The following is a 25,154-nucleotide window of genomic DNA, read 5'->3' as shown; positions in this document are numbered from 1 at the left end:
ATAGATTATATCATAAAAATATCTATTTTGACATTATTATAAGAGCTCATCTAGCTTGTTTAGAGCTTCTTCAACCTTATCTAAGTCCTTTGCACCAGCAGTTGCCATATCAGGTCTACCACCTCCGCCACCGCCAGCTACTTTGGCGATTTCCTTGATTAGTTTACCTGCAGCAATTTTCTTTTCAACAAGATCCTTGGAAACTGCACATACAAAGTTTAGTTTATCATCATTAACTGCAGCAAATAAAACAACAACTGATTCAAGTTTATTTCTAACTTCATCAGCTAAGTCACGAAGAGTATTAACATCTACTCCGTCGAACTTTTTGATTACGTACTTGATTCCATTCTTTTCTCTAACATCCTTTGTTAAATCAGAAATTTGATCTTTAGCAAGGTCATGTTCAAGTTTTTCTATATTTTTATTTGCTTCTTTTAGATTTTTAATATTTAATTTTATCTTTTGAATAATTTCATCTTTGTTTGACTTTAATTCACTAGCTATTTCTTCTTCTTTTTTGCTTAAGTTATTTAGGTATTCATAAACAGCTGGTCCAGTAATGGATTCAATTCTTCTAACTCCATTACTTATACCACTTTCAGATAGGATCTTAAACATGGAAATCTCTGAAGTGTTTGATACGTGAGAACCACCACAAAGTTCACGTGAGTAATCGCCCATAGATATAACCCTAACTTGATCTTGGTATTTACCTTCAAAAAGTCCAATAGCTCCCATTTTCTTAGCTTCTTCAAGCCCTGTTACTTTTGTTTCAACTGGAAGTCCTTCAAAGATTTTTTCATTAACTCTTCTTTCTACTTCGGCAATTTCTTCTTTTGTCATTGCATCAAAGTGGGAGAAGTCAAATCTCATTCTGTCAGCCATAACTAAAGAACCTGCTTGGTTTACATGACTTCCCAATACTTCTTTAAGAGCTTTGTGAAGTAAGTGAGTTACAGAGTGATTTCTTCTTATATTATTCCTCCTCTTAGAATCAATAATAGCCTTAACAGGAGCTTTTTCTAGTCTTCCCTCTTCAACTTTTACAAGGTGAAGGTGAATTCCATCCTTGGTTTTCTTTGTATCAGTGACTCTTAACTTGAAGTTGCCAGAAATAATTTCACCAGTGTCTCCTACTTGACCGCCGCTTTCTCCATAGAAAGTTGTCTTATCAAGGACTACGAGGCCTTCTTCTCCTTCTTCAAGAGACTCAACAATTTCATCATTAGAAATTATTCTTATAATGTTTGCATCGCATTCATCTTTTTCATATCCAAGAAATTCATTACTTAGTCCTTCAAAAAGATGCTTGCTATCTTGGTTGGCCCAGCCAACATTGGAGTCATTTCTAGCTTCTCTTGCCCTTCTCTTTTGGTCATCCATTTCTTTTTGGAAGCCATCCATATCAACATCATATCCATCTTCTCTAAGGATTTCTTCTGTTAAGTCAATTGGGAAACCATAAGTGTCATAAAGCTTAAAGGCCTTTTCTCCATCTAGTAGCCTTTCATTTTTTCCCTTCATTTCATCTATGTGGGCCTTAAGTCTAACAAGACCTCCATCAATAGTTTCCAAGAATTTTTCTTCTTCTCTTCTAATGATTCCCTTGATAGATTCTCTATTTTCCTTAAGTTCTTTATATTGTTCGCCCCAAGAGTCAATTACCATGTCGGCAATTTCATATAAGAAGGCTCTTTCTATGCCAAGTTTTCTTCCATGTCTTGCAGCTCTTCTTATAAGTCTTCTAAGCACATAGCCCCTTCCTTCATTAGAAGGTACAATTGTATCAGAAATCATAAAAGTCATTGCCCTAATGTGGTCAGTGATTACCCTAAAGGAAATATCTGCATTCTTGTCTTGGCCATATTTTTTACCAGAAACTTTTGAAATCTCTTGGATAATATCTTTTATGGCATCAATTTCAAAAATATTGTCAGTTCCTTGAAGGACAGTTGCAATTCTTTCAAGCCCCATTCCTGTATCAATGTTTGGATGAGCTAGAGGCTTGTAGTTTCCTTCTTCGTCCTTATCGAATTGAGTGAATACAAGGTTCCAAACTTCAATAAATCTGTCTCCTTCTCCACCAGGTCTTTCATCCTCAGATCCGTGTTCAAGTCCCCTGTCAACATAAATTTCTGAACATGGACCAGATGGACCAACTTCTAGTTCCCAGAAGTTATCTTCTTTTCCCAGTCTAATGATTTTTTCTTCATCGATTCCAACTACATCCTTCCAGATGTTGTAGGCTTCGTCATCTTCATGGTAAACTGTAACCCATAAATCTTCTTTTGGGATTTCAAGATTAACTGTTAAGAATTCCCAAGCCCATGGAATTACTTCGTGCTTGAAGTAATCTCCAAAGGAGAAATTCCCTAGCATTTCAAAAAATGTTGCGTGCCTATCTGTTAAACCTACATTATCTATATCGCCAGTCCTAATACATTTTTGACAAGTTGTAACTCTTTTTGCAGGAGGGGTTTCTTCGCCAGTGAAAAATTTCTTCATTGGTGCCATCCCAGCTCCTATTAAAAGAAGTGATTTATCATTTTTTGGAATTAGTGAAAAACTTGGTAGTATGAAGTGCCCTTTTGATTCAAAAAATTTTAAAAACTCTGTTCTTATATCGTGTAAACCTAAATATTTCATATACAACTCCTATTAAAAATCCTCCCATACCCTGGGAGGATGTGCTATAAATATTATAATTATAAAGAATATGAATGTCAATTAGAGCTGTATCTATCGTTGTATTTTATTTTGATAAAATCAACGAGTATAAAGATAATTGACGTCAATGGAACAGAGATAACCATTCCCCATACACCAAAGATTCCACCACCTATAATTATTGAAATTAAAATTACAAGTGGGTTAAGTCCTGTTGAGTCTCCAATGAGTTTTGGTGCAAGAATATTATTTTCTACCCACTGAACAATTACAAATAATATTAGAACCCAAAGGGCCTTCATTGGTGAGTCCATAAAGGCAAATAAAACTGCTGGCGCACAACCAAGGAAGGGACCAATAAAAGGAATTATATCTGCAATACAAGTTATAAGACCAATTATAATGGCAAAGTCTACTCTTAATACTAAAAGATAAACCATTGTAAGTACGCCCACAAAGATTGCCATAAGCATTCTTCCCCTTATAAATTGTTGAAGGGCTGTGTCAATGTTGCTTGTCAAGTAAGAGATATCTTCTCTATGTTTATTTGGTATTGCCTTCTTCACTTTCAACAAAAATCTTTCCTTGTCCACTGAAAAGTAGAAAGAAAAAATAATTATTAAGACCAACCTAAAGGCTGATGTTAAAAATCCATAAAGTTTAGAGATCACGTTAGAAAGTGAGCCCATTAAGGATCCTTGGGCTTTTACTATTAGGTCATTAATAGTGCCCTTAATAGAATCCAAAATGTTAGAAACTATTTGTGGAGTTTCTACATTTCCATTTACCTTTGGATTTGTTTCTTTATAAATGTTTATAAAATTCTTTGGAAGTTCAATGTTAAACTTGGCAAATACATTTGATAAGAAATTATTAAATTCTCTTATTAGGGTATCCACCATTCCAGGTAAACTTGTAAGAAGATTTGAAACTTCATTTATTGTTTTTGGAATTACAGAAACTATTAAAATTCCAAAAATAAGTATTGCTGAGATGTAAACTATTATTACACCAAACTGTCTCTTTACTCCCTTTCTCTCCAAGTAGTTTACTATTGGGTCGATTATATATGCAAAGATTATTGCAATCATTACCGATGAAAGGGTGTAACCGATGATAGGGAACTTATTAAAGAGTATGTTTATTAAATAAAAAATAAGTATCCCCAAAAATATTTTTGTGATAAGGCTTAGGTCTATATTTATTCTCTTCTTGCCTTCTATATATCTGTTCCCAATATTTATTAGATAATAAATTGCTAAAAATATTAAAAGAATAGAGAGTACCACGAGGGCATAAATCATAAATCTAGCAGCGTTACCAGATATTTGCTCTAACATAATATCACCTGTTCTTGAACTTTTTCATCCCTTGATTTATTTTTTCCACCACATAATCACACTCTTCTTTTGTGTTTTCGTGATTTATGGAAAGTCTAAGCATAGAAAGTGAATCTTCTTCGTTTCTTCCTATTGCCCTTAAAACATGAGATGGGTTAATGCTTCCTGCTGCACAAGCAGATCCAGAAGAAACACATATATCAAACATATCAAGATACTGAACCATAGTTTGAGGCTTAGTATTTTTTAAAGTGATATTTATATTTCCAGGAAGTCTTTTTTCTCTAGGACCATTTAAAACTATTCCATCTATATTTAAAAGTTTTTCGATTGTATAATCTCTCAAATCTCTTGTATAAGATGAATGGTCCTCCATATTATTGTAAGCATCTTCCATTGCTCTTGCAAGCCCAACTATTGATGCAAGATTTTCTGTTGACGCTCTTCTTCCTCTTTCCTGTTCGCCACCATCTAGGAAGTTATCCAGGTCTATACCTTCTCTTAGGTATAGGACTCCTACTCCCTTAGGTGCTCCAAGCTTGTGACCTGATAAGGAAAGCATGTCTACTCCAATGTCTTTGATTTTAAATTTTACATTTCCCACAGCTTGAACTGCATCTGTGTGAAATAAAATATTTTTTTCCTTGGCTATTTTTGCAATTTCAGCAAGGGGTTCTATAGTTCCTATTTCATTGTTGGCAAACATAATTGAAATAAGCCTTGTGGAATCTTTAATTGAATTTTCAATTTCTTTTAAGTCAACAAAACCTTCTTCATCAACAGAAACAAGACTAGCTTCCCCACCCCATTTTTCAATTTTTTTAAGTGAATTTAAAATTGCTGGGTGCTCAATCTTTGATGAGATAATGTGATTTTCTTGATTAGGCAAAAACGAGCCCTTTAGAGCCCAATTATCTGATTCAGACCCTGAGGAAGTAAAGTAGATTTCACTTGCCTTTACTCCCAAGAGGTCTGCAATTTTTATTCTTGAATTTTCTATTGCTGCCCTAGACCTTTGACCAAGTGAATATATTGCCGACGGATTTCCATAATTTTCCTTTAAATAAGGAAGCATGGCTTCAAAAACCCTGTCTGTTATCCTAGTAGTGGCAGCATTGTCCATATAAATCATAAGAGCCTCACATATCTGCTAGGGTCATAGACTCCATGACCCCTTCAATTCGACCTTGAAGTTTAGATAAGATATCCCTTGTTGCGCAATCAGCTTGCTTGCCACAAGCTACATTTTTCCCAAGGTCGCAACAGGAAAGAGAAATATCTCCCTCGAGGGCATTTATAATTTCTCCAATTGCTATATTTTGTGGGTCTCTTGCTAATACATAACCTCCACCTGCACCCCTAATTGATTTGACAAGGTCTGCCTTCCTAAGAAGGGTGAAGAGTTGTTCTAAATAAGATTCGGAAAGATTTTCATCTCTTGCTATATCCTTTAAGGCTATGGGACCCTTGCCCATATTTTCCTTTAAGTTATACATTGCCATTAGACCGTAACGACCCTTTGTAGATAATTTCATCTAGTCACCTCTTATAATGGATTAAAAGATCCCTTATCTTTATTATTTTCTAGCATATTTTTTAATGTGTACCATGATAGGACTGCACACTTTACTCTTGCAGGTAGAGTTGAAATAGATTCAAAGGCAACGGCATCGTCAAGATCTTCTAACTCGTCTGGGTCATCAATCTCTCCCTTTACCATTCCAATAAACTTATTTGCTCTTTCAATAGCTTCTTCAACTTTTATGCCCTTTACATTGTCACACATAATTGAAGTTGACGCTTGAGAGATGGCACATCCGTGACCTGTGTAGGATATATCTTCTATAATGTCATCTTTAATCTTAACTTCAAGAGTGATTTCATCTCCACAACTTGGATTGTGACCAAGCTCTTTTTTTGTGTAGTCTTCTAGTTCTCTTCTGTTGTGTTTGTTCCTAGAGTGCTCTAAGATTAATTCTGTGTAAATATTATCAAGATTCAATTCCTAAAATCCTCCTTACATCTTCAAGATGTTCAACGAAATAATCAATTTCTTCCACTGTGTTGTAGATTGCAAAACTTGCCCTACAAGAGAAATTTGAACCCAAGTACCTGTGTAGTGGTTGGGCACAGTGGTGACCTGATCTTATGGCAATGCCATAAGTGTCAAGAATTGATGCAACATCGTGAGGATGAGCTTCTTTAAAGTTGAAAGAAATTACTGGTGCCCTGTTCTTGTCACTTGTTGTGTAGACATCAAGATAATTTAGTTTTTTAAGCTTGTAGTAACAGTAGTCAGTTAAAAATCTTTCGTACTCGTCAATTTTTTCCATTCCATATTTGTTTATAAAGTCAATGGCTGCTGCAAGATTAACTGCTCCTTCAACATTGGTAGTTCCTGCTTCAAACCTTTGTGGCGCATCTAAGAAAGTTGTGTGGTCTTCATAGACATATTCAATCATATCGCCACCAGTAAGGAAGACATCCATCTTGTTTAAGAGTTCTTCTTTTCCATAAAGTACACCAATTCCCAAGGCAGAATACATCTTGTGACCAGAAAATGCCATAAAGTCAACATCAAGTTCACTTACATTGACCTTCCTATGGGGAACTAATTGTGCCCCATCAAGAATGATCTTTGCGTCTGAATTTTCTCTTGCATACTTTACAATTTTTTCTATGTCAGGATTTGTTCCAACAACGTTAGATGCTCCTGTGATAGAAATAAGTTTTGTATTCTTAGTAACTTTTTCTTCGATTTCAGAAAAAGGAATTTGCATATCATGGTCAAGATATAAAAACTTTAACTTTGCTCCAGTTTTCTTGCAAACTTCTTGCCAAGGCACAAGGTTGGAATGGTGTTCCATAATTGAAATCACAATTTCATCGCCTTCTTTTAAATTGTTTAGCCCATAGGAATAAGCAAGAAGGTTTAAGGCTTCAGTTGCATTTCTAAGAAATACAACTTCTGATGCCTTCCTTGCTCCTATAAAGTCTGCTATCTTTTGTCTTGCATCTTCGTAAACTTCTGTTGACTTCATTGCAAGATAATGGGCTCCCCTGTGAGGATTTCCATTTTCGCATTCGTAAAAGTTTTTTATATTGTCAATAATTTCTCTTGGTTTTTGTGTTGTTGCACCGTTGTCAAAATAAACTATTTGCTTTCCATTGGGTTTCAAATTTAAAAAGGGAAACTCTTTTCTAATTTCTTCTATTTCGTTTTTAGTAAACATTTAATTTCCTCTCTTTATAATTTCTCTAACTGATTTCCAAACTTCTTCCTTTAGCTTTTCATCGCCAAGAGCATCAATAGCTCCAGAAAATTTGGACTCAACTATTAGAGCTTCTGCTTCATCAAAGCTTATGCCCCTAGACATTAGATAAAAAATTTGGTTGCTATCAAGCTTACCTGAACTTGATGCGTGGTTACCAACAACGTCATCTTCGTGAGCAAGCATTAGGGGTACTGAGATTGAGTGAACTGTGTCATCAAGTAGGATTGAATATTCTTCTTCAGAACCCTCTGCACCCTTGGCGCCTTCTATAAATTGAAGATTTGACTTAAAGTTCTTTGATGACCTTCCCTTTAAGGCACCGTTAACTAGGATGTCTGACTCAGTCTTTCTACCCTTGTGAATCATGTCAAAGTTCATATTGAGGTACTCGTCTTTTTGACCAAAGTAAATTGAATTAACAAGTCCCTCTGAATATTCGCCAATTAATTCGCACTTGTAGTTTGTGTAAAGTCTAGCGGAACCAAGTTCATATTGGTGTACGCTAACTTTTGCATGATTTTCTGTATAAACTCCAATTGATTCAAGCACTAGGGACTTGTCATCATCTCTCGCTATTACAAAAACTTCAACTTCTGAGTTTTCTTTTGCAAGGACTTTGATAACAGTATTCCTAAATTTTTCACTGCTGCCACAAGATGTGTAGTCAAGGACAACTTTTAATTTTGAATCTTTTTCTGCAACTATGTGGTGAAGGTCAAAGAGCTCAGAATATTCATCGTCAAGTTCAAATAACTTGAAGTTTTCTACTGCCTTTCCTTCTCCACTTGTGTGGGACTTATAATAATTTAGGTATTTCCTATTTAAATCTAAGACATCATCTGATATGCCGTACTTAAAATTTTCAAATTCAGAAATTTCTCCTGGATTATCTTCTCCTACTTCTCTATATGAAATCCCTTTAATTTGTGGAATTTCTATTTCTGTTTCATTAACCCTTAAGAAGTCAAAAGTCTTAAAGGCTATTTCATTTCCTATTAATTTATTCATCTTTCACCTACCCAATTGATCCAACAAGTTCAAGATTTATTAAGTTATTCATCTCAACTGCGTATTCCATAGGAAGTTCCTTAGCTATTGGCTCAGCAAAACCTCTTACTACCATTTCCTTGGCCTCTTGTTCAGAGATACCCCTGGACATTAGGTAGAAGATAACTGAATCGCTAATCCTTCCGATTTTTGCTTCGTGTCCAATATCAATATTATTGTTTTCAATTTTTATTGTAGGAATTGTATCTGACCTTGACTTGCTATCAAGCATCAAGGACTCACAAGATGTTGCGTTCTTTGCACCAACAGCATTTTCTTTTATTTCAACAAGCCCCCTGTAAATTGCAATCCCACCAGATTTTGAAATTGATTTTGTGTTTATAGTTGAAGTAGTGTGTGGTGCTGCGTGAACAACTTGTGCTCCTGTGTCAAGATTTTGTCCCTCACCTGCAAAGGAGATACCAGTGAATTCACTAGATGCATTTTCTCCCACAAGGATTGATGATGGGTAAAGCATAGAAACTTTTGAACCAAAGGATCCTGAAACCCATTCGATCTTTCCATTTTTTTCTACGATTGCCTTCTTAGTGTTGAGGTTGTACATATTTCTTGACCAGTTTTCTATTGTTGAGTACCTAAGAGTTGCCCCTTCTCCAACAAAAAGTTCAACTGCACCTGCGTGTAGGTTTATGACATTGTACTTAGGAGCAGAGCAACCTTCTATGAAGTGGCAGTAGGCTCCATCTTCTATAATAATTAAGGTGTGTTCAAATTGTCCTGCACCTGGTGCATTAAGTCTAAAGTAAGATTGTAGAGGTATATCTACATTTACTCCCTTTGGCACATATACAAAGGATCCACCAGACCATACAGCATAGTGAAGAGCTGCATACTTGTGAAGCTTAGGTGTTATACACTTGCTAAAATATTTTTTTACGATTTCAGGATATTTTTTAAGTCCTGTTTCAAAGTCTGTATAAATTACACCTTGGTCTGAAAGATGTTTTTGGATGGAGTGGTAAACTACTTCAGAGTCGTATTGAGCTCCAACACCAGAAAGCATAGATTCCTTTTCTGCTTCAGGTATTCCAAGCTTGTCAAAGGTGTCCCTAATTTCTTCAGGTACATTCTTCCAGTCGTCAGACATATCTGCATCTGGTCTTATATAAGTTGTGATTTTATCCATATCAACTTCAGAAAGGTCTGGACCCCATTTTGGATTTTCTTTTTCATTAAAGATCTTAAGTGCCTTAAGCCTACTTTCAAGCATCCATTCTGGTTCGTCCTTTTCAGCAGAAATTTGTCTTACAATTTCTTCTGTAAGTCCCTTCTCAGTCTTTGATCTAAATGTAAATTTATTTTTAATGTCATAGACACCACGGTCCATGTCTTCTACATAAGTTTTTTCTACCTTCTTAACCAAATTATTTCACCTCTTCTCTTATCCAGTTAAATCCATCTTTTTCGATTTTATCGATTAGAGAAGCGTCTCCTTCTTTTACAATTTCACCATCTAATACAACGTGAACAAAGTCAGGCTTAATGTTGTCGATTAACTCCTTGTGGTGAGTGATAATTAAAACAGCATTGTCCTTGTTTAAATATTTTTCAATACCCCTTGATACAATTCTTGTTGCATCAACATCAAGACCTGAGTCTGTTTCGTCAAGAATAGCAAGCTTAGGCTTTAACATTAACATTTGAAGAATTTCATTTTTCTTTTTTTCTCCTCCAGAGAAGCCTACGTTTAAATATCTTTCTGCGTAAGAAGAATCCATTTTTAATTCTTCCATTTCCTTCTTAATTTCTTTTTTAAATTTTAAAATTGAAATTTGTTTGTCTTCCTTTAAAGACTTTGCAGTCCTAATAAAGTTTTCTACAGAAATTCCTGGAACTTCTTCTGGAGTTTGGAAGGACATAAATAGTCCCTTGTTTGCTCTCTTGTCTGTAGTAAGGTCTGTTATGTCTTCTCCATCTAAGAAGATCTTTCCGCTTGTAACAGTGTAAACAGGATTGTCCATGATTACATTGGCAAGTGTAGACTTACCAGAACCATTTGGTCCCATGATTACGTGAACTTCACCGTAATTAATTTTCAAATTTATATTTTTTAAAATTTGTTTATCCTCTACGCCTGCACTTAAATTTTCTATTCTCAATAACTCTGTCATACTTCCTCCATTTATTAAAAATAATTCATACAAAATTACTATGTTTTTTTCTATTAACTATAATAACACAAGTTTTTTAATAAGCAAGTAATTATTGCAAATAAAAAAACTAGGCTTAACCTAGTTTTACGAAAGCATAAATGCCGACTCTATGTGATTGATTTCCTTCTCGTTAAAATAAATTTCGATTATGTCAAAGCGAACCATAATATCATAGAGTCCCTTTGCCATAATGTAAGCCGTAGCTGTTTGAATAATATTTTGCATCTTGTATTCTGTCACAGCCTCGTAAGCATCTCCATACTTTCTCGAGTTACGTGACTTAACTTCTACAAAGACAAGTTCATCCTTGTCACGTGCAATAATATCTATTTCAGTTCCAAGGGCACGATAATTTCTGTCTAATATTATATAACCCTTGTCCTTTAAAAATTTTGTGGCAATATCCTCCCCACGGTTTCCGAAAAATAAATTATGTCCTACCATGATTTTATATTCTTTAAAAAAGTCCTTCTATGCATGTCACTTGGACCGTAAGCCTTTAGAGCTTCTCTATGATATTTTGTTGCGTAGCCCTTGTGCTTTTCAAGTCCATATTGGGGATATTCTTCTGCCCACTTCTTGCAGAGATTGTCCCTATAGACCTTTGCAACAATAGATGCACAAGCAATAGAGTAGCAGGACTCGTCGCCCTTGATTATTCCCTTTTGAAAAATTCCTGTTTCAATAGTTTCTGCATCAATAAGAACGCAGTCAGCTTCGATTTTATTATTTTCACTATCTCTTAAGTTTTCAAGAGCATTGATCATGGAGATGTGGGTTGCCATCCTAATATTTACCTTGTCAATTATGTCAGCACTTGCCCTGCCAATTCCCACTGCTATGGCAGAATCCAAAATTTTTAAGTAAAGACTCTCTCTCTTCTTGGGAGATAATTTTTTGGAGTCATTGACGCCCTCAATGTATTCTCCCCTTGGCATAATTACTGCGCAGGAAACTACATCACCAAAGAGACAGCCCCTGCCAACTTCATCTATGCCGCAAATTTTTTTGTAGCCCTTTTCATAGTATTCTTCTTCGAAATTATAAAAACTCATCAGGAACCTCCAATGTAATCCTACCAAGGATTCCTTTCCTAAATTCATCTAGGATAATGCCAGAAACTTTTTCATAATCAATGTAGCCTCCACGCATTAGGGCCCCCCTCTTGCTTCCAATTTCATCCATAATTTCTACTCCACTCATATCATAAATGTTAGAAAGTTTATATCTTTCTTCTAAGGAAGAAGGAGCAATTTCCTTTAACTTTTCTATTAGTCTCAAGGCAAGAGTTTCCCTGTCCATAATTTCATCTTTTATAGCACCAGTAAAGGCAAGGTTAAGTCCCACCTTATCTTCAAACTTTGGCCAAAGAACTCCTGGCGTGTCAAGAAGGTGGAGCTTGGGATGAATCTTTATCCACTGGTTGACCTTGGTAACTCCTGGTCTGTTTCCAGTCTTGGCTGACCTTGTGCCTGATATTGAATTTATAAAAGTTGACTTGCCTGAGTTGGGAATACCAACAATCATAGCACGAAGGGGTCCCTTGTTAAGACCCTTGTCTTCAAATTTTTTTATCTCTTCTGCCATAAGTTCCTCTGACTTATTTACAACAAGACCAACGTTAGGTTTCATTGCATTGTAGGAGATGGCAAAGTTGTTCTCATCAGTTAGTCTATTCATCCAAAGGTCATTTAACTTAGGATCAGATAGGTCTGACTTGTTAAAAATAAGAAGTCTTTTTTTGTTTTTAAAGAGGTCATCAAAGAGAGGATTTCTACTTGAGAAGGGGATTCTGGAATCTATAATTTCTATTACAAAATCAACGAGCTTTAACTTCTTCTCAATATCCTCTATGGTCTTCTTCATGTGACCAGGGTACCAGTTAATATTCATTTAATCACCAAACAAAACCTTATCTAAAATCTTTATAGCACCATCGTGGTTGTTGTCATAGTCAGAAACCACATCGGCAACTTCCTTTAAGACATCAACAGCATTTATCATAGCAAAACCAAGTCCAACATTTTCTACAAGCATCTTATCGTTGGAGTCATCGCCTATGGCTGCAACTTCTTCTAGTTTTATATTCCTATTTTCTGCATACTTCTTTACGCCAAAAAACTTGTCTCCATTCTTTTGAAGGATTTCCAACATCCACTTAGGCTGTCTCTTTATCTTCATAAGATGGAAGTTGAACTTGTCATCTCCAATGCCAGCCTTTATATTCCTTCTAAGTTCAACTAAGTCATCATGACTACCTGCAAAGACAATTGAAAGAGGATGACCTTCGAAGTCATTAAAGTTATCAAGTCCAAGATTCCTTCCCCTAAAGGCATCTACGTAAGTACCTTCTAGAGAATCAAAATTCTTTTTCTTGAATATGAGGTCAATCCCATCTTCTCTCTCAACATGAATTGTTGAGTAGATCTTGTCATTATTGTCAAAGGACATAATTAAATCTACATCTTCCTGTGACATGGGATTTACAAATTCAAGTTTTCCAGTTTTGTTATTCTTAATAATATTTCCATTGTTGCAAATTAAATCTATCTCAAGATCTTCGCCCACAAATCTGTGAGCAGTGTAGAATTCTCTTCCAGTTGCAACCACGGGAATAATATTATTAGCTTTTAATTTTTCGACAAAGGGCCTAAAGGATTCTGTCATCAGCTTATCAGTTGATAAAAGAGTTTCATCTAGGTCCATTGAAAGCATTTTAATCATAAATCACCTTTTTTTCTTCAACTTAATTATACGTTAAACTTAAAGACGATAACGTCGCCATCTTCAACGACATAGTCCTTTCCTTCACTTCTAATAAGTCCCTTTTCCCTAGCATTTGCCATAGACCCAGAGTCCACAAGGTCTTGGTAGGAGATTGTGTCTGCCTTAATAAATCCTCTTTCCATATCTGTGTGAATTTTTCCAGCAGCAACTGGTGCCTTAGACCCTCTTTTAACAGTCCAAGCCCTAGTTTCCATTTCTCCAGTTGTGATAAAGGAAATTAGTCCAAGGAGTTTGTAGCTTGACTTAATTAACTTATCAAGACCTGATGAGTCAAGACCAAGTTCTTCTAAGAATAGTTCCTTTTCATCTTCATCAAGGGCAGCTATTTCTGATTCAATTTCTGCAGAGATAACTACAACTTCGTCGCCGGTTTTTTCTGCATATTCCTTAACTGCCTTCACATACTTATTGTCATCCTTAGTGAGTTCATCTTCTGCAACGTTACAAACATAGATAACAGGTTTTGCACTAAGTAGAGAGTAGTTCTTGATAATTTTCTTTTCTTCGTCATCAAGTTCAACTTCTCTTGCAGACCTTCCTTCTTCAAGGGCAGTCTTAATTTTTTCTAAAAGGTCTCTTTCTTTTGCAAGATTCTTTTCAGCCCTTGCTTTTTTTGCAACCTTTCCATACCTATTATCAACTTGTTCAAGGTCAGAAAATATTAATTCTAGGTTTATATTTTCAATGTCACGCAAGGGATCAACGGATCCATCAACGTGAATAATGTTCTCGTCGTCAAAACATCTTACAACGTGGACAATGGCATCAACTTCACGGATATTTGATAAAAATTGGTTGCCAAGTCCTTCGCCCTTGCTGGCTCCCTTAACAAGCCCAGCAATATCATAAAATTCTATATTAGTGTAGACAATTCTTTGTGAGTTATTTAGTTTTGAAAGAACTTCTAGTCTTTCATCTGGCACGTTTACAACCCCAACGTTAGGCTCAATAGTTGCAAAGGGATAGTTTGCAGCTTCTGCACCAGCACTTGTTAGGGCATTAAATAAAGTAGACTTACCTACGTTTGGTAGTCCCACGATTCCAAGTTTCATTTAAAAACCTCCATTCAAAGTAAAATTATATCACAAGCCACTTTTTTAGTCATTTTATTTTAATTAGTCTTGTGGCTTAACTTGTAAAATTTTTATAAAGTCCTAAGTTTTTCTAAAGTTGTAATTTTTTATAAAGTTGTAATTTTTTAAAAAGCTATAATTTTTTATTAATTCATAGCTTTCTATGAGGCCATAAATTTTTACTATGCTTACAAACTTAATTAAGCTACAAAAAATAAAATTTAAAATGACTTCCATCTAATCTTTTCTATTATTTAGCTAAGATGGGCTTACTAATCTTTTATTTAAATATTTTTTATTGTATAATTAATTTATCAATTATTAAAGAGGTGAATAGTATGAGTGCCATCGTCATAAATGACTTGACAAAGGGCAAGGGTAAAGATAAAGTTTTACAAAAATTAAATCTTGAAATCCTAGATGGAGAATTTTTCTCCCTACTTGGAACTGAAAAATCTGGAAAGACTACTCTTGCAAGAATTATAATGGGATTTTTAAAAGCTAATAGTGGATCTATTAGAGTTTATGATATGGATTCATTTAAAGAATCAAAAGAAATAAAAGAAAGCGTGTCCCTTGTGCCAGAAGATATGATCTTCTACTCAAAGATCAAGTCCTTCGCACTATTAAAAAAGACACTTAACGCCCACAACCTATCTAACACAGAAGACATTGACATCCTCTGTGATTATTTTGAATTTAATTCAAACTTAAGGGTTTGTGACTTGAGAGATAGGGAAAGAAAACTCTTAGCTATTATTAACGCCCTAGTTATTAAGCCAAGACTTTTAATCCTAGATAATCCTTCTAAGTTTTTAGATGACAAGGACATTGATAGACTCTTCTCTCATATAAAGAAGTTAAATGAGCAAGAAAACCTAACAGTTTTACTCCTATCTGAATCGCTAAGAGAGGCAAAAAAATATTCTTCTCGTATTGCCTACCTATCTGACGGTAGGGTTCAAGACATTGAGTACAACAATGTCAAGGCAGCTGGAGATAAGGTCCTAAAAATTGATTCCTATAGGGGCAATCTAAATTACTTTACTTCCATTGGAGCAAGAATTATCAAGGACGAAGAAGATGAAACCATCCTTTACTTCGATGGTCATCTACCAGAACTTTCAAAAGTTATCTATGAAGAAGGCCTAGAAAATTATGTCCTTGAAGACGCTGAGTTAAGTGACAAGGTTGAAGCTTACTTCAAGGGAGAAAATGCTAAACTCCCAAGAAGAAAGACTGAAGCTCCTACTGAATCTAAGGACATCAAGCTAGAAGAAACTTCTACTATAGAAGCAGATACTATTAATGGAGTAAGTGATTCCACTATTAAGCTGGACCAAGCTGATAAGAACTTCAATAGTGTTGAAGGCATAGATGAAGCTGATATGGAAAAAGATAAGGTCCACAATACAAAGACAAATCTTTTTGTTGACGAAGACTATACTGAAACAGTCCTTGGAGAAGAAAATCCTCAAGTGACTCCAGCTGAAGAAGTTGAAGCTCCTAAAGAAGAAAAGGCTTCTCTTGACACAATAGTAATTGAACCCTCTAATGAAGGCATCTTCAATGCAAGTGAAGAAACAAAGCTAAAGGAGGACAAAGATGATATTTAATATGGAATTTAAATCAAACTTTGCAAAGATGATTTCTTGGGCAATTGTCCTAATAATTTTACTGGGACTTATGCTTGCCTTTTATCCCTTCCTTGCAGAGTCACAAATGAATTCGCTCTTTAATTCAGTTTTAGAAAGTTTTAACGAACCAACAAGAAATATCTTGGGCTTTTATGAAGGCATGGATATAGTAAATATCGGCGACTATCTTGCCCTAGTTTACCACTATCTTGGAATATTAATTTTTGTATTTGCAATGCAACTTGGAGCTAACTCCCTTGCAAAGGAACAATCTTCAGGCAACATCGAATATATTTATTCAAACCCAATTTCAAAATCAGAAATTGTAACTGGAAAGTTCACAGCAAATATTTTAATTTATATTTTTTTCTTAATCATTATGGCACTTGCAAGTTTTGGACTTGTGCTTGGAATCTCCTCTCTTGGAAGCGACACACCACAAGTTACAAGCTTTGAAATTATAGAAGGACTTGTAAAAGTTTTCGTAGGACTACTTGGCTCTGGTCTTGTCTTTATGTCCATAGGATTCTTCTTCTCTTCAATGTCTAAGTCAGCCCTACATCAAGATGCAGTATCTGCACTTTTTGTATTCCTTCTTGTACTACTTACAATTGTGGGAAAAGTTATTGGCGACGTCTTTGGAATGGTAGTTACTTACTTCCCTAACGAAGCCTTTAGACCTTATAGTTTTGTAAGCGCAAACCTAAACCTATTTGGCATAATAGCAAATGCAGTGATTTTTATCTTGATGATAGTATTAACTTACACAATCTATTCAAACAAAGAACTTAAATATTAATTTTAAAAAACTATCTTGGTGACCAGGATAGTTTTTAGTACCATAAATAGTGTAAGAAAGGAAGTAATTCCTATCTTGCACTATTTTTGTATAATGAAGAAGTAGTATGACGAGGCTGTTTTAGGGTTTAAACATCCGCCATAAAAACTGTCAACTACCTTTTCATTATTCATATTCGGTTAAGCAGGTTGGGCAAAGCGCCCGTGTCACAAGCTAAAATGAGTGTAATGGTGCAGGTAGAAACTACAAAATAAAAAGAAAGAAGGAAAAAATATGATATCTGTAGGAATAGACATATCAAAAGAGAAAATAACAGTTTGTGCATTAGAACAAGGAAGCAAAATAATTTGGAAACCCTTCGATGTTTCTCTAAACAAAACAGAAATAGAAAAATTAATAGAGAAACTAGAAAAATTAAAAGAAGAAATAAAAATAACAATGGAAGCAACAGGAAAATATCATCTACCAATACTTTATGAATTAAAAGATAGAGGCTACTTTGTAACAGTAATAAATCCATTAAAAATGAAACAATTCTGTAGAGCATTAAACTTTAGGAAAGCAAAAAATGACAAGATAGATGCAAAACAAATAGCAGAATATGGACTAATGTATTGGAAAGAATTAGAAGAATACAAAATAGATAAAGAGAACTACAGAGTCCTAAAAGAATTAAACAGAAACTACCAACATTATATGAATCTAAGAATCAATCAAATGAACTACATAGATCAAACAATACATCAAACATTTCCAGGAATAAAAAAACTAATACCACATAATTCAGGAGACTTTTCAAAAGACAAACTATTAGACTTTCTAGAAAAATGGTGGCATAAAGACCTAATAATAGAAAACACAGAAGAAGAATTTGTAGAAGAATACAAAACTTGGGCAAAAGAAAAGAGATACCATCCAAATGTAAACAAAGCAAAAGCCATTTACAAAATAGCAGAAGATAGTATCTCAACACAACCTTCCCATAACTCAAAAATAGAAACGAATATCAGAGAAGGAATAAACCTGATAAAACAAATAAATCAGATTCTAAAAAATATTTTATCACAAATGATAGAAATATCCGAGCCCCTAGAAGAATATCAAGAAGCAAAAAAATTTTCAGGCATATCAGAAAAATTAGCAGTACAAATAGTAGCAGAACTTGGAGACCTAAGAAAATTTAAAAATAAAAAAAGCCTAATATCCTTCATAGGAATAGACGCACCACCATACGAATCAGGAAACTTTAAAGCAGATCAAAGAAAAATAAGCAAAAGAGGAAATGCAATACTAAGAAAAGTAGGCTATCAAGCCATGAAATGTATGATGAGTTCGAAAAATCCAGAAAACGAAATATATAATTACATGATAAAAAAAGAAAAAGAAGGAAAAGCCAAAAAAGTTTGTAAATTTGCAGGATTAAACAAATTCTTAAGAATCTACTATGCAAGAGTTATGGAATCAAAAGCCCAGAAACAAGAATTAAAAGTAGCATAAGATTTAGAATAACACTAAAAAGCAAGCCGATTGATTACACTCGGTTTGTTTGCCATGCGCTAATTTAATTACTCAAACAATCAAATAACCTGAAATTAATTTCAGGTTAAGCTTGACTTTTGTTAGCAGGTTTTTATGCTCAAAATTATTTTTTATAAATTTTAATTTTAAAAAATTTGTCAGGATCATAATCTCTATCACGAATATATTAGTGAAGGAGGAAATATGGATAATAAAAACTTGATAGAAAGGCTAAAAAATAAAGATGAAGATGCCCTCTACATATTTATCGAAGATTACGGAAAGATATTAAAGGGAGTTATTTCAAAAACACTTTGGAAATATCCAAATCTTTGGGAAGAAGCTATGAATGACGCACTTTTAAGTGTATGGCAGAATATTCAATACTTTGATTCAAGTAGGTCTACTTTTAAAAATTGGTGTGCCCTTGTTGCTAAGTATAGAGCCATAGATATCCTTAGAAAAGAAATTAAATTTGAAAGCCTTAGACTAGATGAAGATTCAAAAATCGTCGTTTCAGATTTATCTTCAAATTTAGAAATAGAAGAAGTCCTTTCGCTTTTAAATGACGAAGACAAAAAACTTTTTGAAAATATTTTTATCCATGGTCTTTCCTATAAAGAGGCAGCATCTAAACAAAATATTTCTACAGCAAATGCCTACAAAAAAGTTAGTAGAGGGAGAAAATTTTTAAAAAAATGGAGGGAAAATTTTTATGAAAAATAATATTTATGATGAGTTAAACAACATGAAAATAGAATATGAAGAAGTTCCCCTTAATGATTTTGAATTAGAAAATCTAAAAAGAACTGTGAGATCATTAAAAATAAAAAACAAGAAAAACAAATTTAATAAAAGAGTGGCGGCAATAGCAGCATCTCTTATATTAGTTTTGGGGATAACAAATTACACATCTGGTGGCTATGTCTTTGCCAAAACAAGAGAATTAGCAAGTAATTTTAAAATTACTTTATCTGATGCCATGGGACTTTCAAGGGAAGTTGATGAGTACAGCGTAAATTTAAAGGAAGCTTTTGAAATAAATGGCAAAAAATATATTTTTGATAAATTTATTATTGAAGATAATAATTTATACACTGTAATTTTGAGTCTAAATGACTCAGAAAAAATGCTCTCTGGAGAAGTTAACTTAACTGAACTTAAAGTTAATGGCAAGAAAAATAAAATTCTTGGCTCCAGTGGCTCTGGATATACTTTACCTGAAAATAAAAAAGTAAATGTCTATACACTTGAATATGTTTTGGAAGACTCCTTGCCAAAAGAAGGCAAAGTTAATTTAGAATTTTCCTTCGATAAATTTTTAGGAGACAAGAAAAAAATTAATCTTTCAACAAATATAGATATGTCTCAAATGAAAATGAATAAAAATCTTATAGCAAAGGACTTTACTATTCCAGATACTAATAACATTGTCATTGAAAGCTTTACTACTAGCCCAGCTTCACAAAAAATTGTACTAAGCTATCCTGACACCGAAGATGGATATATTTATTCAATAAAAGCCAGAGATTCTAAAAATAGGTTTGTATATTTTGAAACTCACGAAGCGGAGAAAAATAAATCCAACCTATACTTTTCACCAGTCATTAGCAAAGTTACTGCCGATGAACTTTTAAATGAAATAAAAACACTAAAATGCCAATTATACAGAGTGAAAGTCCACAGCTATGGCAACAAAGAAATGCCTATTGGAGAACAAGCAATTGGTGACGAGTTTACTCTCACTTTAAAATAAAATTTTATATTAAGCAAAAAAGTCCTACTCTTTCTTGAATAGGACTTTTATATTTTATAAAAAGAAGCCTTCCTAAATAGACTTATCTATTTGGTAAGGCTCCTTTTTCACGCAATTATTTATGAAATTTATGCAATTTTTTCTACTTGCTTTACTCTTGTCATACTTGTTACTTCTACATTATTTTCTTCTTCAATCTTTTCGTTGTAGAGCCTATTTAATTCTTCTTCTGTTACCTCACTTGGAAGGATGTCTAGGACAACTTTACCCTTGTTGAGCATGATGATTCTGTCAGAGTAGTCAATGGCATTTTTTAAGTTGTGAGTAATCATTAGGGTTGTAATTTTTTCTTTCTTGATAAGGTCGTTAGTCTTATCCATTATTATCTTTGATGTCTTTGGGTCAAGGGCTGCTGTGTGCTCATCAAGTAAAAGTATTTTTGGTTTCTTAACAGTTGCCATAAGAAGAGATAGTGATTGTCTTTGTCCACCTGATAAGAACTTTACTTGAGTCTTTAATTTGTTTTCAAGTCCAAGATCAATAGACTTTAGTTTTTCGATAATTTTGTCGTTGTTGTTCTTGTCGATTAATCTCTTGAAGGTAAACTTGTGACCCTTCTTAAATGCCATAGACATATTTTCTAAAATATTTAGGCTTTGGCAAACCCCCTTTGATGGGTCTTGGTTTACCTTGCCAATGTCTATTGCTCTCTTGTCTTCAGATAATTTTGCAATGTCCACATCTCCTAAGATAATTTCTCCTGAATCAGGGTTAAGTGAACCTGAAATCATATTAAAAAGTGTAGACTTGCCACAACCGTTAGGCCCTAAAATTGCAAGGCACTTATTTTCTTCTATATCAAGGGAGAAATTATCAAAAATTTGATTTTCTTCTTCCATACCCTTGTAAAAAGTTTTTGATAAATTTTTAATTCTTAGCATTTTCTTCCCTCTTTCCTTTTAAAACAGATAGTCCCTTTGAAGAAACATTATTGTAAACTATGAAGAATACTACGATTATTGCAGTTATTCCCTTTAAATCACTTGGAGCAAGTCCAAGGTAAAGGGCAAATCCGTAGATGATTCTGTAAATTATTGCACCGATTATGGCTCTTGTTGTCCTATTTAAAAAGTTTGCATTTTTTAAGAAGGCATCACCAATTATAACTGATGCAAGTGCTGATACGATTATGGCTTGTCCCATTGTTATGTCTGCATAACCATTGGACTGTGCCATCAAAGCTCCAGCAAGCCCTGCAAGCGCATTGGATATTACAAGACCAATTGCAATGTACTTGTCTGGATTTTTTCCAAGTGACTTAACAAGAGTTTCATTGTCTCCTGTTGCCAAAAGAAGGTAACCCTTCTCTGTTTTTAAAAACCAATCAAGAATTAATTTTATAACAAGTGTTATTACCACCAAGATTAATATCTTAGGAAGGCTTTCAAAAAGTTGAAATAGAGTCTTATAATCGAAAAAAGTAACATTTGGAGTACCAGTAATTCTTAGGTTCACTGAATATAAAAATGTCATTGTTAAGATTCCAGCCAAGATTGCTTGGATCTTAAACTTCCTAAATAAAATATATGTGATGTAGCCTCCAAGTCCACCTGCAACAAGTGAAACCACCATAGCAAGAATAGGATTCATACCAAGTGTAAGCATCTTGGCAAAGGCAAAGGCCCCCAGTGGGAAAGTCCCTTCCACTGACATGTCAGGGAAATCTAAAATTTTAAAGGTTATTACAACTCCTATTGTCAATATGGAAAATATAAGTCCCATGACAATGGATTCCATTATTACTGAATTCAACTTTTTCCTCCTAATTTGTTTTAATCATTTTTCATCTATTCAACTACTTTTGCATTATCCATTAAGTTCTTATTTGCTTCTAGTCCAAGAGCTTCAGCTGTTTTCTTGTTAACAACCTTGCTTGTATCACTTGAGAATAAAACAGGAACATCTTTTACAGCCTTGCCTCCAAGAATGTCACTTGCCATTCCTGCAGCCTTCTTGCCAAGGTCAACATAGTCAACACCTGCACTTACAAGAATTCCATTTTCAACTGGTCCTTCTTCTGATGCAAAGGAAGGAATTTTTGCTTCCTTTAGTGACTCTGCAATTATTGTTGATGCAGATGAAACTGTGTTATCTGTGATTGCCATAAAGATATCTATCTTTGGTTCAATTGTCTTTATAGCTGTTGATACGTCGTTAATATTGTTTACTCCAACTTCCACTACGTTAAGTCCAAAACCTTCTGCAGCCTTCTTTAGTTCTTCAATTTGGAATTTTGAATTGGCTTCATTTGTTGAGAACATAACTCCAACATTTTTAATATTTGGGAAGATCTTAATCATTTCTTCTAGTTGAGCTTGTATTGAGAAGTAATCAGAAACCCCTGTTATATTTCCTTCAGGTTCTTCCAAGTTCTTAACTAGGTCTGCTGATGCTGGATCTGTTACTGCGTTAAAGACAATTGGAATATCCTTTTCACCATTCTTTGCTCCTTGTGCAGCTGGTGTAGCAATTGCGTAAATCAAATCAACTTTCTTGTCTTGGAAGGACTTAATAATTGATGGAACAACTGTTAAGTCTCCGTTGGCATTCTTTGTAATAATTTCTACATCTGGGTTTGTCTTTTTAAGTTCATCTTCAAAACCCTTTCTCGCTCTTTCAAGTGCTATGTGGTCGGCAATTTGAATTATACCAACTTTTTTTGCCCCAGTATTTTCTGCAGAACTTTCTTCTTTTGCATTTCCACTATTTTCAGTCTTGCCACAAGCCACAAGGACAAGGGACATCATAAGTAAAACAAACAACTTTCTAAACTTCATAAAAAACCTCCATAAAATAAAAAAAGTCTTTCATCCACATTGGGACGAAAGACTGACTTCGCGGTACCACCCGATTTTATAATCTAAAAGATTACCTCACTTTAAGGTCAAACAACCTCTAGCCTAAGATAACGGTGGCTTCCGTACTTGCCTACTAACTTCAACAAATAAGCTTTAGAGTGTATGTTAAATTTCCGTGTATTGCCTTACACCAACCGGCAACTCTCTTAAAATCACTAAAAATTCTTTTTTCTCTTTCAACGCTTTATTCAAATCAAGATGAGTATAATCTAGTAGCAGAACAAAGTCAAGTCTTTTTTATAATTTCGTCCAAATTTTTATTTAATTTTTATTTTTCTTATCTCTGTGAGATTTTTATTTTAAAATTTCTGCGTCCTTAAGACTTGCATTAGATAAATCAAGTCCAAGAGCTTCAGCAGTTTTGCCGTTGATTTTTTTCTTTGAAGTCTTGTTGTCTTCTGCGTGAAGATTTTTTATGTCCTCTCCCTTTAAGATTTTGATTGCCATCTCTCCTGCTTGCCTTCCGTGTTCGTAGTAGTCTACACCTTCACTCATAAGAAGTCCCTTTGCAACTTGACCTTCTTCAGCAGAAAGGGATGGGATCTTATGCTTTAATAAATTTTCTGCAAGGACTGGTCCAGCAGATGCAACTGTGTTGTCAGTTAGTGCGTAGTAGGCGTCAATCTTTTCTGTTAGAGTTGAAAGAGCTTGACCAATGTCGTTGATGTTATTGATTCCCACGCTTTCAAGTTTAAGTCCAAGTTCATTACAAGCCTTTTCTAAAGATTCAACTTGTACCTTTGAGTTGACTTCGTTAGTTGAGAAAATTGTTCCAATAGTTTTTACATTTGGATAAATTTTTAAGAAGGATTCTAGTTGGGCCTTTGCAGAAACTGCATCGTTAACTCCTGTGATGTTTGTAATTTTATCTGGCGATTCAATTAGTCCTGCTTCAATTGGATCTGTTACCGCAGAGTAAATAATATTTTTATTTGGAAGAGCAGTCTTAGCTCCTTGCGCAGCTGGTGTTGAGATTGCGTAAACTAATTTGTATTCATCTCCTTGGAATTTTTTGGGAGCAGTTGTAGCTAGTGCTTGGTCTCCTTGTAGGTTTTCAACTTCAACATCTACATCAAGTCCTTCTTCCTTTAGTCTGTCTTGGAAACCCTTTAAGGCATTGTCAAGGGACACGTGCTCAATATATTGGATAGCTCCAACTTTAATTTTTTCTCCACTTCCTTTTTCTGCCTTCTTATCGCCTGCACATCCAACAAGGGAAAGTGCAAGGGCACCTAGAGCAATAACTTTTACCATTTTCTTTAAATTTTTCATTTTGTCCTCCAAAAATTTTATTTAAAATAATAAAAAAATCCTTCACCCCATATAGGGCGAAGGATTCGCGGTACCACCTAAATTCGAAATAAAAATATTTCCTCTTTAAAGATCTAACAATCTCTAGTCTATGGTAACGGAGACTTCCGTGAAGATCTACTATAATTCAATCCTCATGCTTTAGAGTGAATATATGACATCAACTCATCTGTGGGCTCTCACCATCCCCACTCTCTTTAAGACTTATTAAATATCTTTTTCTCTTTCATGGCATTTATTATTTTATTAAAAAGTATTATAGGCAGATGAAAATTTATTGTCAAGCATAATTTTAGTTTTCTTTTTTATTTTTTATTTTTTCTATGACAAAGTAGGTTAATATATATAAGACAAAAGCTATTACAGAAATTTTTAATTTTTGTCCCTCATAGGACCCAAACTTATAAATAAAAAATCTCCTCACAGAAAATAAATAAAAATATAAAATCAAAGCAGATTTAATATAAGCTTTCATCTTATCCATTACTCCTTTAAATTATATAAATAATAAAGCAGGTTATTATATAAACTCCAATGACAAAAAGGTCATTCTCTATCATACTGTAATTAAAATTTCCTGCCTTATAAAAAATAAATATATTGGAAATTATCATACAAAATATTAAGATAAATAAATATCTAAGTTGATGATTTCCCATTTTAATCTCCCTTTTTCACTTTAGAGAAAATAAAATCCCAGACAAGAAAAGCCACAAGTATTAAGGCGTGCATTTTTAAGACACGAGTATCTAAGCTACTTGTTTTGTAATAAATAAACCCATTAACTATAAGCATAAAGCTTATTAAAATAAATAAATTTCTAATTCTGTCTTTTAACATTTAAACCAG

General features: G+C 34.2%; 24 protein-coding genes and 2 other annotated features. Of the genes, 5 read left to right on the top strand and 19 right to left on the bottom strand.

Annotated elements, in window-relative coordinates; all coding sequences use genetic code 11:
- Window positions 1-36: 36 nt before the first annotated feature.
- The 14 genes from alaS to ychF form a co-directional block, all read right to left on the bottom strand.
- Window positions 37-2,649, bottom strand: coding sequence for an alanine--tRNA ligase (alaS, locus tag CAN42_RS00495; RefSeq protein ID WP_062570966.1), 2,613 nt, complete (start codon window positions 2,647-2,649; stop codon window positions 37-39).
- A gap of 77 nt (window positions 2,650-2,726) precedes the next feature.
- Window positions 2,727-4,010 carry an AI-2E family transporter gene (locus CAN42_RS00490; RefSeq protein ID WP_085875089.1) on the bottom strand — a complete coding sequence of 428 codons (1,284 nt, stop codon included), beginning with the start codon at window positions 4,008-4,010 and terminating at the stop codon, window positions 2,727-2,729.
- A 4-nt stretch (window positions 4,011-4,014) separates the two neighbouring features.
- On the bottom strand, window positions 4,015-5,142 hold the full coding sequence (locus tag CAN42_RS00485) for a cysteine desulfurase family protein (protein ID WP_197415044.1): 1,128 nt from the start codon (window positions 5,140-5,142) through the stop codon (window positions 4,015-4,017).
- Window positions 5,143-5,149: 7 nt separating this feature from the next.
- Window positions 5,150-5,545 carry an RrF2 family transcriptional regulator gene (locus CAN42_RS00480; RefSeq protein WP_062570968.1) on the bottom strand — a complete coding sequence of 132 codons (396 nt, stop codon included), beginning with the start codon at window positions 5,543-5,545 and terminating at the stop codon, window positions 5,150-5,152.
- A gap of 11 nt (window positions 5,546-5,556) precedes the next feature.
- Window positions 5,557-6,012: a Fe-S cluster assembly sulfur transfer protein SufU gene (gene sufU, locus CAN42_RS00475; protein WP_062570969.1), complete on the bottom strand. Its 456-nt coding sequence runs from the start codon at window positions 6,010-6,012 to the stop codon at window positions 5,557-5,559.
- Entirely contained in the window at window positions 6,002-7,243 is a 1,242-nt protein-coding gene (locus CAN42_RS00470) for an aminotransferase class V-fold PLP-dependent enzyme (RefSeq protein WP_062570970.1), read from the bottom strand. Before CAN42_RS00470 ends, sufU begins: the two co-directional genes overlap by 11 nt.
- A complete protein-coding gene (locus CAN42_RS00465; protein WP_062570971.1) occupies window positions 7,244-8,293 on the bottom strand; it encodes a SufB/SufD family protein in 1,050 nt (349 codons plus the stop codon). It abuts the gene before it with no gap.
- 7 nt (window positions 8,294-8,300) lie between these two features.
- Entirely contained in the window at window positions 8,301-9,680 is a 1,380-nt protein-coding gene (sufB, locus tag CAN42_RS00460; RefSeq protein WP_062570996.1) for a Fe-S cluster assembly protein SufB, read from the bottom strand.
- Between the two features lie 37 nt (window positions 9,681-9,717).
- Window positions 9,718-10,464 carry a Fe-S cluster assembly ATPase SufC gene (sufC, locus tag CAN42_RS00455; protein WP_062570972.1) on the bottom strand — a complete coding sequence of 249 codons (747 nt, stop codon included), beginning with the start codon at window positions 10,462-10,464 and terminating at the stop codon, window positions 9,718-9,720.
- Between the two features lie 126 nt (window positions 10,465-10,590).
- Window positions 10,591-10,950, bottom strand: coding sequence for a YraN family protein (locus CAN42_RS00450; RefSeq protein WP_085875088.1), 360 nt, complete (start codon window positions 10,948-10,950; stop codon window positions 10,591-10,593).
- On the bottom strand, window positions 10,944-11,561 hold the full coding sequence (locus CAN42_RS00445) for a ribonuclease HII (protein ID WP_062570974.1): 618 nt from the start codon (window positions 11,559-11,561) through the stop codon (window positions 10,944-10,946). The genes CAN42_RS00450 and CAN42_RS00445 overlap by 7 nt, the downstream gene beginning before the upstream one ends.
- Window positions 11,548-12,399: a ribosome biogenesis GTPase YlqF gene (gene ylqF / locus CAN42_RS00440; RefSeq protein WP_085875087.1), complete on the bottom strand. Its 852-nt coding sequence runs from the start codon at window positions 12,397-12,399 to the stop codon at window positions 11,548-11,550. Before ylqF ends, CAN42_RS00445 begins: the two co-directional genes overlap by 14 nt.
- The gene (locus CAN42_RS00435) at window positions 12,400-13,230 is read right to left on the bottom strand and encodes an HAD-IIB family hydrolase (RefSeq protein WP_085875086.1); all 831 of its coding nucleotides are present in this window, start codon (window positions 13,228-13,230) and stop codon (window positions 12,400-12,402) included.
- Window positions 13,231-13,256: 26 nt separating this feature from the next.
- Window positions 13,257-14,345, bottom strand: coding sequence for a redox-regulated ATPase YchF (ychF, locus tag CAN42_RS00430; RefSeq protein WP_085875085.1), 1,089 nt, complete (start codon window positions 14,343-14,345; stop codon window positions 13,257-13,259).
- 359 nt (window positions 14,346-14,704) lie between these two features.
- Here ychF and CAN42_RS00425 point away from each other — a divergent pair, with 359 nt between their 5' ends.
- The 5 genes from CAN42_RS00425 to CAN42_RS00405 all read left to right on the top strand — a co-directional run bounded on the left by CAN42_RS00425 (window position 14,705) and on the right by CAN42_RS00405 (window position 20,076).
- The gene (locus CAN42_RS00425) at window positions 14,705-15,982 is read left to right on the top strand and encodes an ATP-binding cassette domain-containing protein (protein ID WP_085875084.1); all 1,278 of its coding nucleotides are present in this window, start codon (window positions 14,705-14,707) and stop codon (window positions 15,980-15,982) included.
- Window positions 15,972-16,802: an ABC transporter permease subunit gene (locus CAN42_RS00420; protein WP_085875083.1), complete on the top strand. Its 831-nt coding sequence runs from the start codon at window positions 15,972-15,974 to the stop codon at window positions 16,800-16,802. The genes CAN42_RS00425 and CAN42_RS00420 overlap by 11 nt, the downstream gene beginning before the upstream one ends.
- 273 nt (window positions 16,803-17,075) lie before the next feature.
- Window positions 17,076-18,299, top strand: coding sequence for an IS110 family RNA-guided transposase (locus tag CAN42_RS00415; protein WP_085875082.1), 1,224 nt, complete (start codon window positions 17,076-17,078; stop codon window positions 18,297-18,299).
- A 225-nt stretch (window positions 18,300-18,524) separates the two neighbouring features.
- Complete coding sequence (locus CAN42_RS00410; RefSeq protein ID WP_085875081.1) at window positions 18,525-19,046, top strand: sigma-70 family RNA polymerase sigma factor; 522 nt, start codon at window positions 18,525-18,527, stop codon at window positions 19,044-19,046.
- Entirely contained in the window at window positions 19,036-20,076 is a 1,041-nt protein-coding gene (locus tag CAN42_RS00405) for a hypothetical protein (protein WP_085875080.1), read from the top strand. The genes CAN42_RS00410 and CAN42_RS00405 overlap by 11 nt, the downstream gene beginning before the upstream one ends.
- Window positions 20,077-20,204: 128 nt before the next feature.
- Here the strand turns inward: CAN42_RS00405 and CAN42_RS00400 are convergent, their stop codons facing one another.
- The 5 genes from CAN42_RS00400 to CAN42_RS00380 form a co-directional block, all read right to left on the bottom strand.
- Window positions 20,205-21,017 (bottom strand): ABC transporter ATP-binding protein, encoded by an 813-nt coding sequence (locus CAN42_RS00400; RefSeq protein ID WP_085875079.1) that lies wholly within the window; start codon window positions 21,015-21,017, stop codon window positions 20,205-20,207.
- Window positions 21,004-21,888, bottom strand: a complete 885-nt coding sequence (locus CAN42_RS00395) for an ABC transporter permease (RefSeq protein WP_085875078.1) — start codon at window positions 21,886-21,888, stop codon at window positions 21,004-21,006. Before CAN42_RS00395 ends, CAN42_RS00400 begins: the two co-directional genes overlap by 14 nt.
- Before the next feature lie 35 nt (window positions 21,889-21,923).
- Window positions 21,924-22,913, bottom strand: a complete 990-nt coding sequence (locus CAN42_RS00390; RefSeq protein WP_062570986.1) for an ABC transporter substrate-binding protein — start codon at window positions 22,911-22,913, stop codon at window positions 21,924-21,926.
- Between the two features lie 37 nt (window positions 22,914-22,950).
- Window positions 22,951-23,183 (bottom strand) — a binding site (T-box leader).
- Between the two features lie 105 nt (window positions 23,184-23,288).
- Window positions 23,289-24,266, bottom strand: coding sequence for an ABC transporter substrate-binding protein (locus CAN42_RS00385; RefSeq protein WP_085875077.1), 978 nt, complete (start codon window positions 24,264-24,266; stop codon window positions 23,289-23,291).
- A gap of 49 nt (window positions 24,267-24,315) precedes the next feature.
- Window positions 24,316-24,544, bottom strand: a binding site (T-box leader).
- 53 nt (window positions 24,545-24,597) lie between these two features.
- Complete coding sequence (locus CAN42_RS00380; protein WP_245149818.1) at window positions 24,598-24,789, bottom strand: hypothetical protein; 192 nt, start codon at window positions 24,787-24,789, stop codon at window positions 24,598-24,600.
- Window positions 24,790-25,154 lie beyond the last annotated feature (365 nt).

Origin of the sequence: Peptoniphilus vaginalis (assembly GCF_900176605.1) — a bacterium.
Classification (GTDB): domain Bacteria; phylum Bacillota; class Clostridia; order Tissierellales; family Peptoniphilaceae; genus Peptoniphilus_A; species Peptoniphilus_A vaginalis.
The sequence above is the reverse complement of the archived record's forward strand: the minus strand, read 5'-3'. Positions and strand labels throughout refer to the sequence as shown.

Coding starts and splice junctions, on each gene's coding strand:
- CAN42_RS00450 (WP_085875088.1), bottom strand. CDS start 10,950: ATGGTAGGACATAATTTATTTTTCGGAAACCGTGGGGAGGATATTGCC.
- CAN42_RS00490 (WP_085875089.1), bottom strand. CDS start 4,010: ATGTTAGAGCAAATATCTGGTAACGCTGCTAGATTTATGATTTATGCC.
- sufC (WP_062570972.1), bottom strand. CDS start 10,464: ATGACAGAGTTATTGAGAATAGAAAATTTAAGTGCAGGCGTAGAGGAT.
- CAN42_RS00470 (WP_062570970.1), bottom strand. CDS start 7,243: ATGTTTACTAAAAACGAAATAGAAGAAATTAGAAAAGAGTTTCCCTTT.
- CAN42_RS00435 (WP_085875086.1), bottom strand. CDS start 13,230: ATGATTAAAATGCTTTCAATGGACCTAGATGAAACTCTTTTATCAACT.
- CAN42_RS00480 (WP_062570968.1), bottom strand. CDS start 5,545: ATGAAATTATCTACAAAGGGTCGTTACGGTCTAATGGCAATGTATAAC.
- CAN42_RS00425 (WP_085875084.1), top strand. CDS start 14,705: ATGAGTGCCATCGTCATAAATGACTTGACAAAGGGCAAGGGTAAAGAT.
- CAN42_RS00400 (WP_085875079.1), bottom strand. CDS start 21,017: ATGCTAAGAATTAAAAATTTATCAAAAACTTTTTACAAGGGTATGGAA.
- CAN42_RS00380 (WP_245149818.1), bottom strand. CDS start 24,789: ATGGATAAGATGAAAGCTTATATTAAATCTGCTTTGATTTTATATTTT.
- CAN42_RS00465 (WP_062570971.1), bottom strand. CDS start 8,293: ATGAATAAATTAATAGGAAATGAAATAGCCTTTAAGACTTTTGACTTC.
- CAN42_RS00405 (WP_085875080.1), top strand. CDS start 19,036: ATGAAAAATAATATTTATGATGAGTTAAACAACATGAAAATAGAATAT.
- ychF (WP_085875085.1), bottom strand. CDS start 14,345: ATGAAACTTGGAATCGTGGGACTACCAAACGTAGGTAAGTCTACTTTA.
- CAN42_RS00385 (WP_085875077.1), bottom strand. CDS start 24,266: ATGAAAAATTTAAAGAAAATGGTAAAAGTTATTGCTCTAGGTGCCCTT.
- alaS (WP_062570966.1), bottom strand. CDS start 2,649: ATGAAATATTTAGGTTTACACGATATAAGAACAGAGTTTTTAAAATTT.
- CAN42_RS00485 (WP_197415044.1), bottom strand. CDS start 5,142: ATGATTTATATGGACAATGCTGCCACTACTAGGATAACAGACAGGGTT.
- sufB (WP_062570996.1), bottom strand. CDS start 9,680: ATGGACCGTGGTGTCTATGACATTAAAAATAAATTTACATTTAGATCA.
- CAN42_RS00445 (WP_062570974.1), bottom strand. CDS start 11,561: ATGAGTTTTTATAATTTCGAAGAAGAATACTATGAAAAGGGCTACAAA.
- CAN42_RS00420 (WP_085875083.1), top strand. CDS start 15,972: ATGATATTTAATATGGAATTTAAATCAAACTTTGCAAAGATGATTTCT.
- CAN42_RS00410 (WP_085875081.1), top strand. CDS start 18,525: ATGGATAATAAAAACTTGATAGAAAGGCTAAAAAATAAAGATGAAGAT.
- ylqF (WP_085875087.1), bottom strand. CDS start 12,399: ATGAATATTAACTGGTACCCTGGTCACATGAAGAAGACCATAGAGGAT.
- CAN42_RS00390 (WP_062570986.1), bottom strand. CDS start 22,913: ATGAAGTTTAGAAAGTTGTTTGTTTTACTTATGATGTCCCTTGTCCTT.
- CAN42_RS00415 (WP_085875082.1), top strand. CDS start 17,076: ATGATATCTGTAGGAATAGACATATCAAAAGAGAAAATAACAGTTTGT.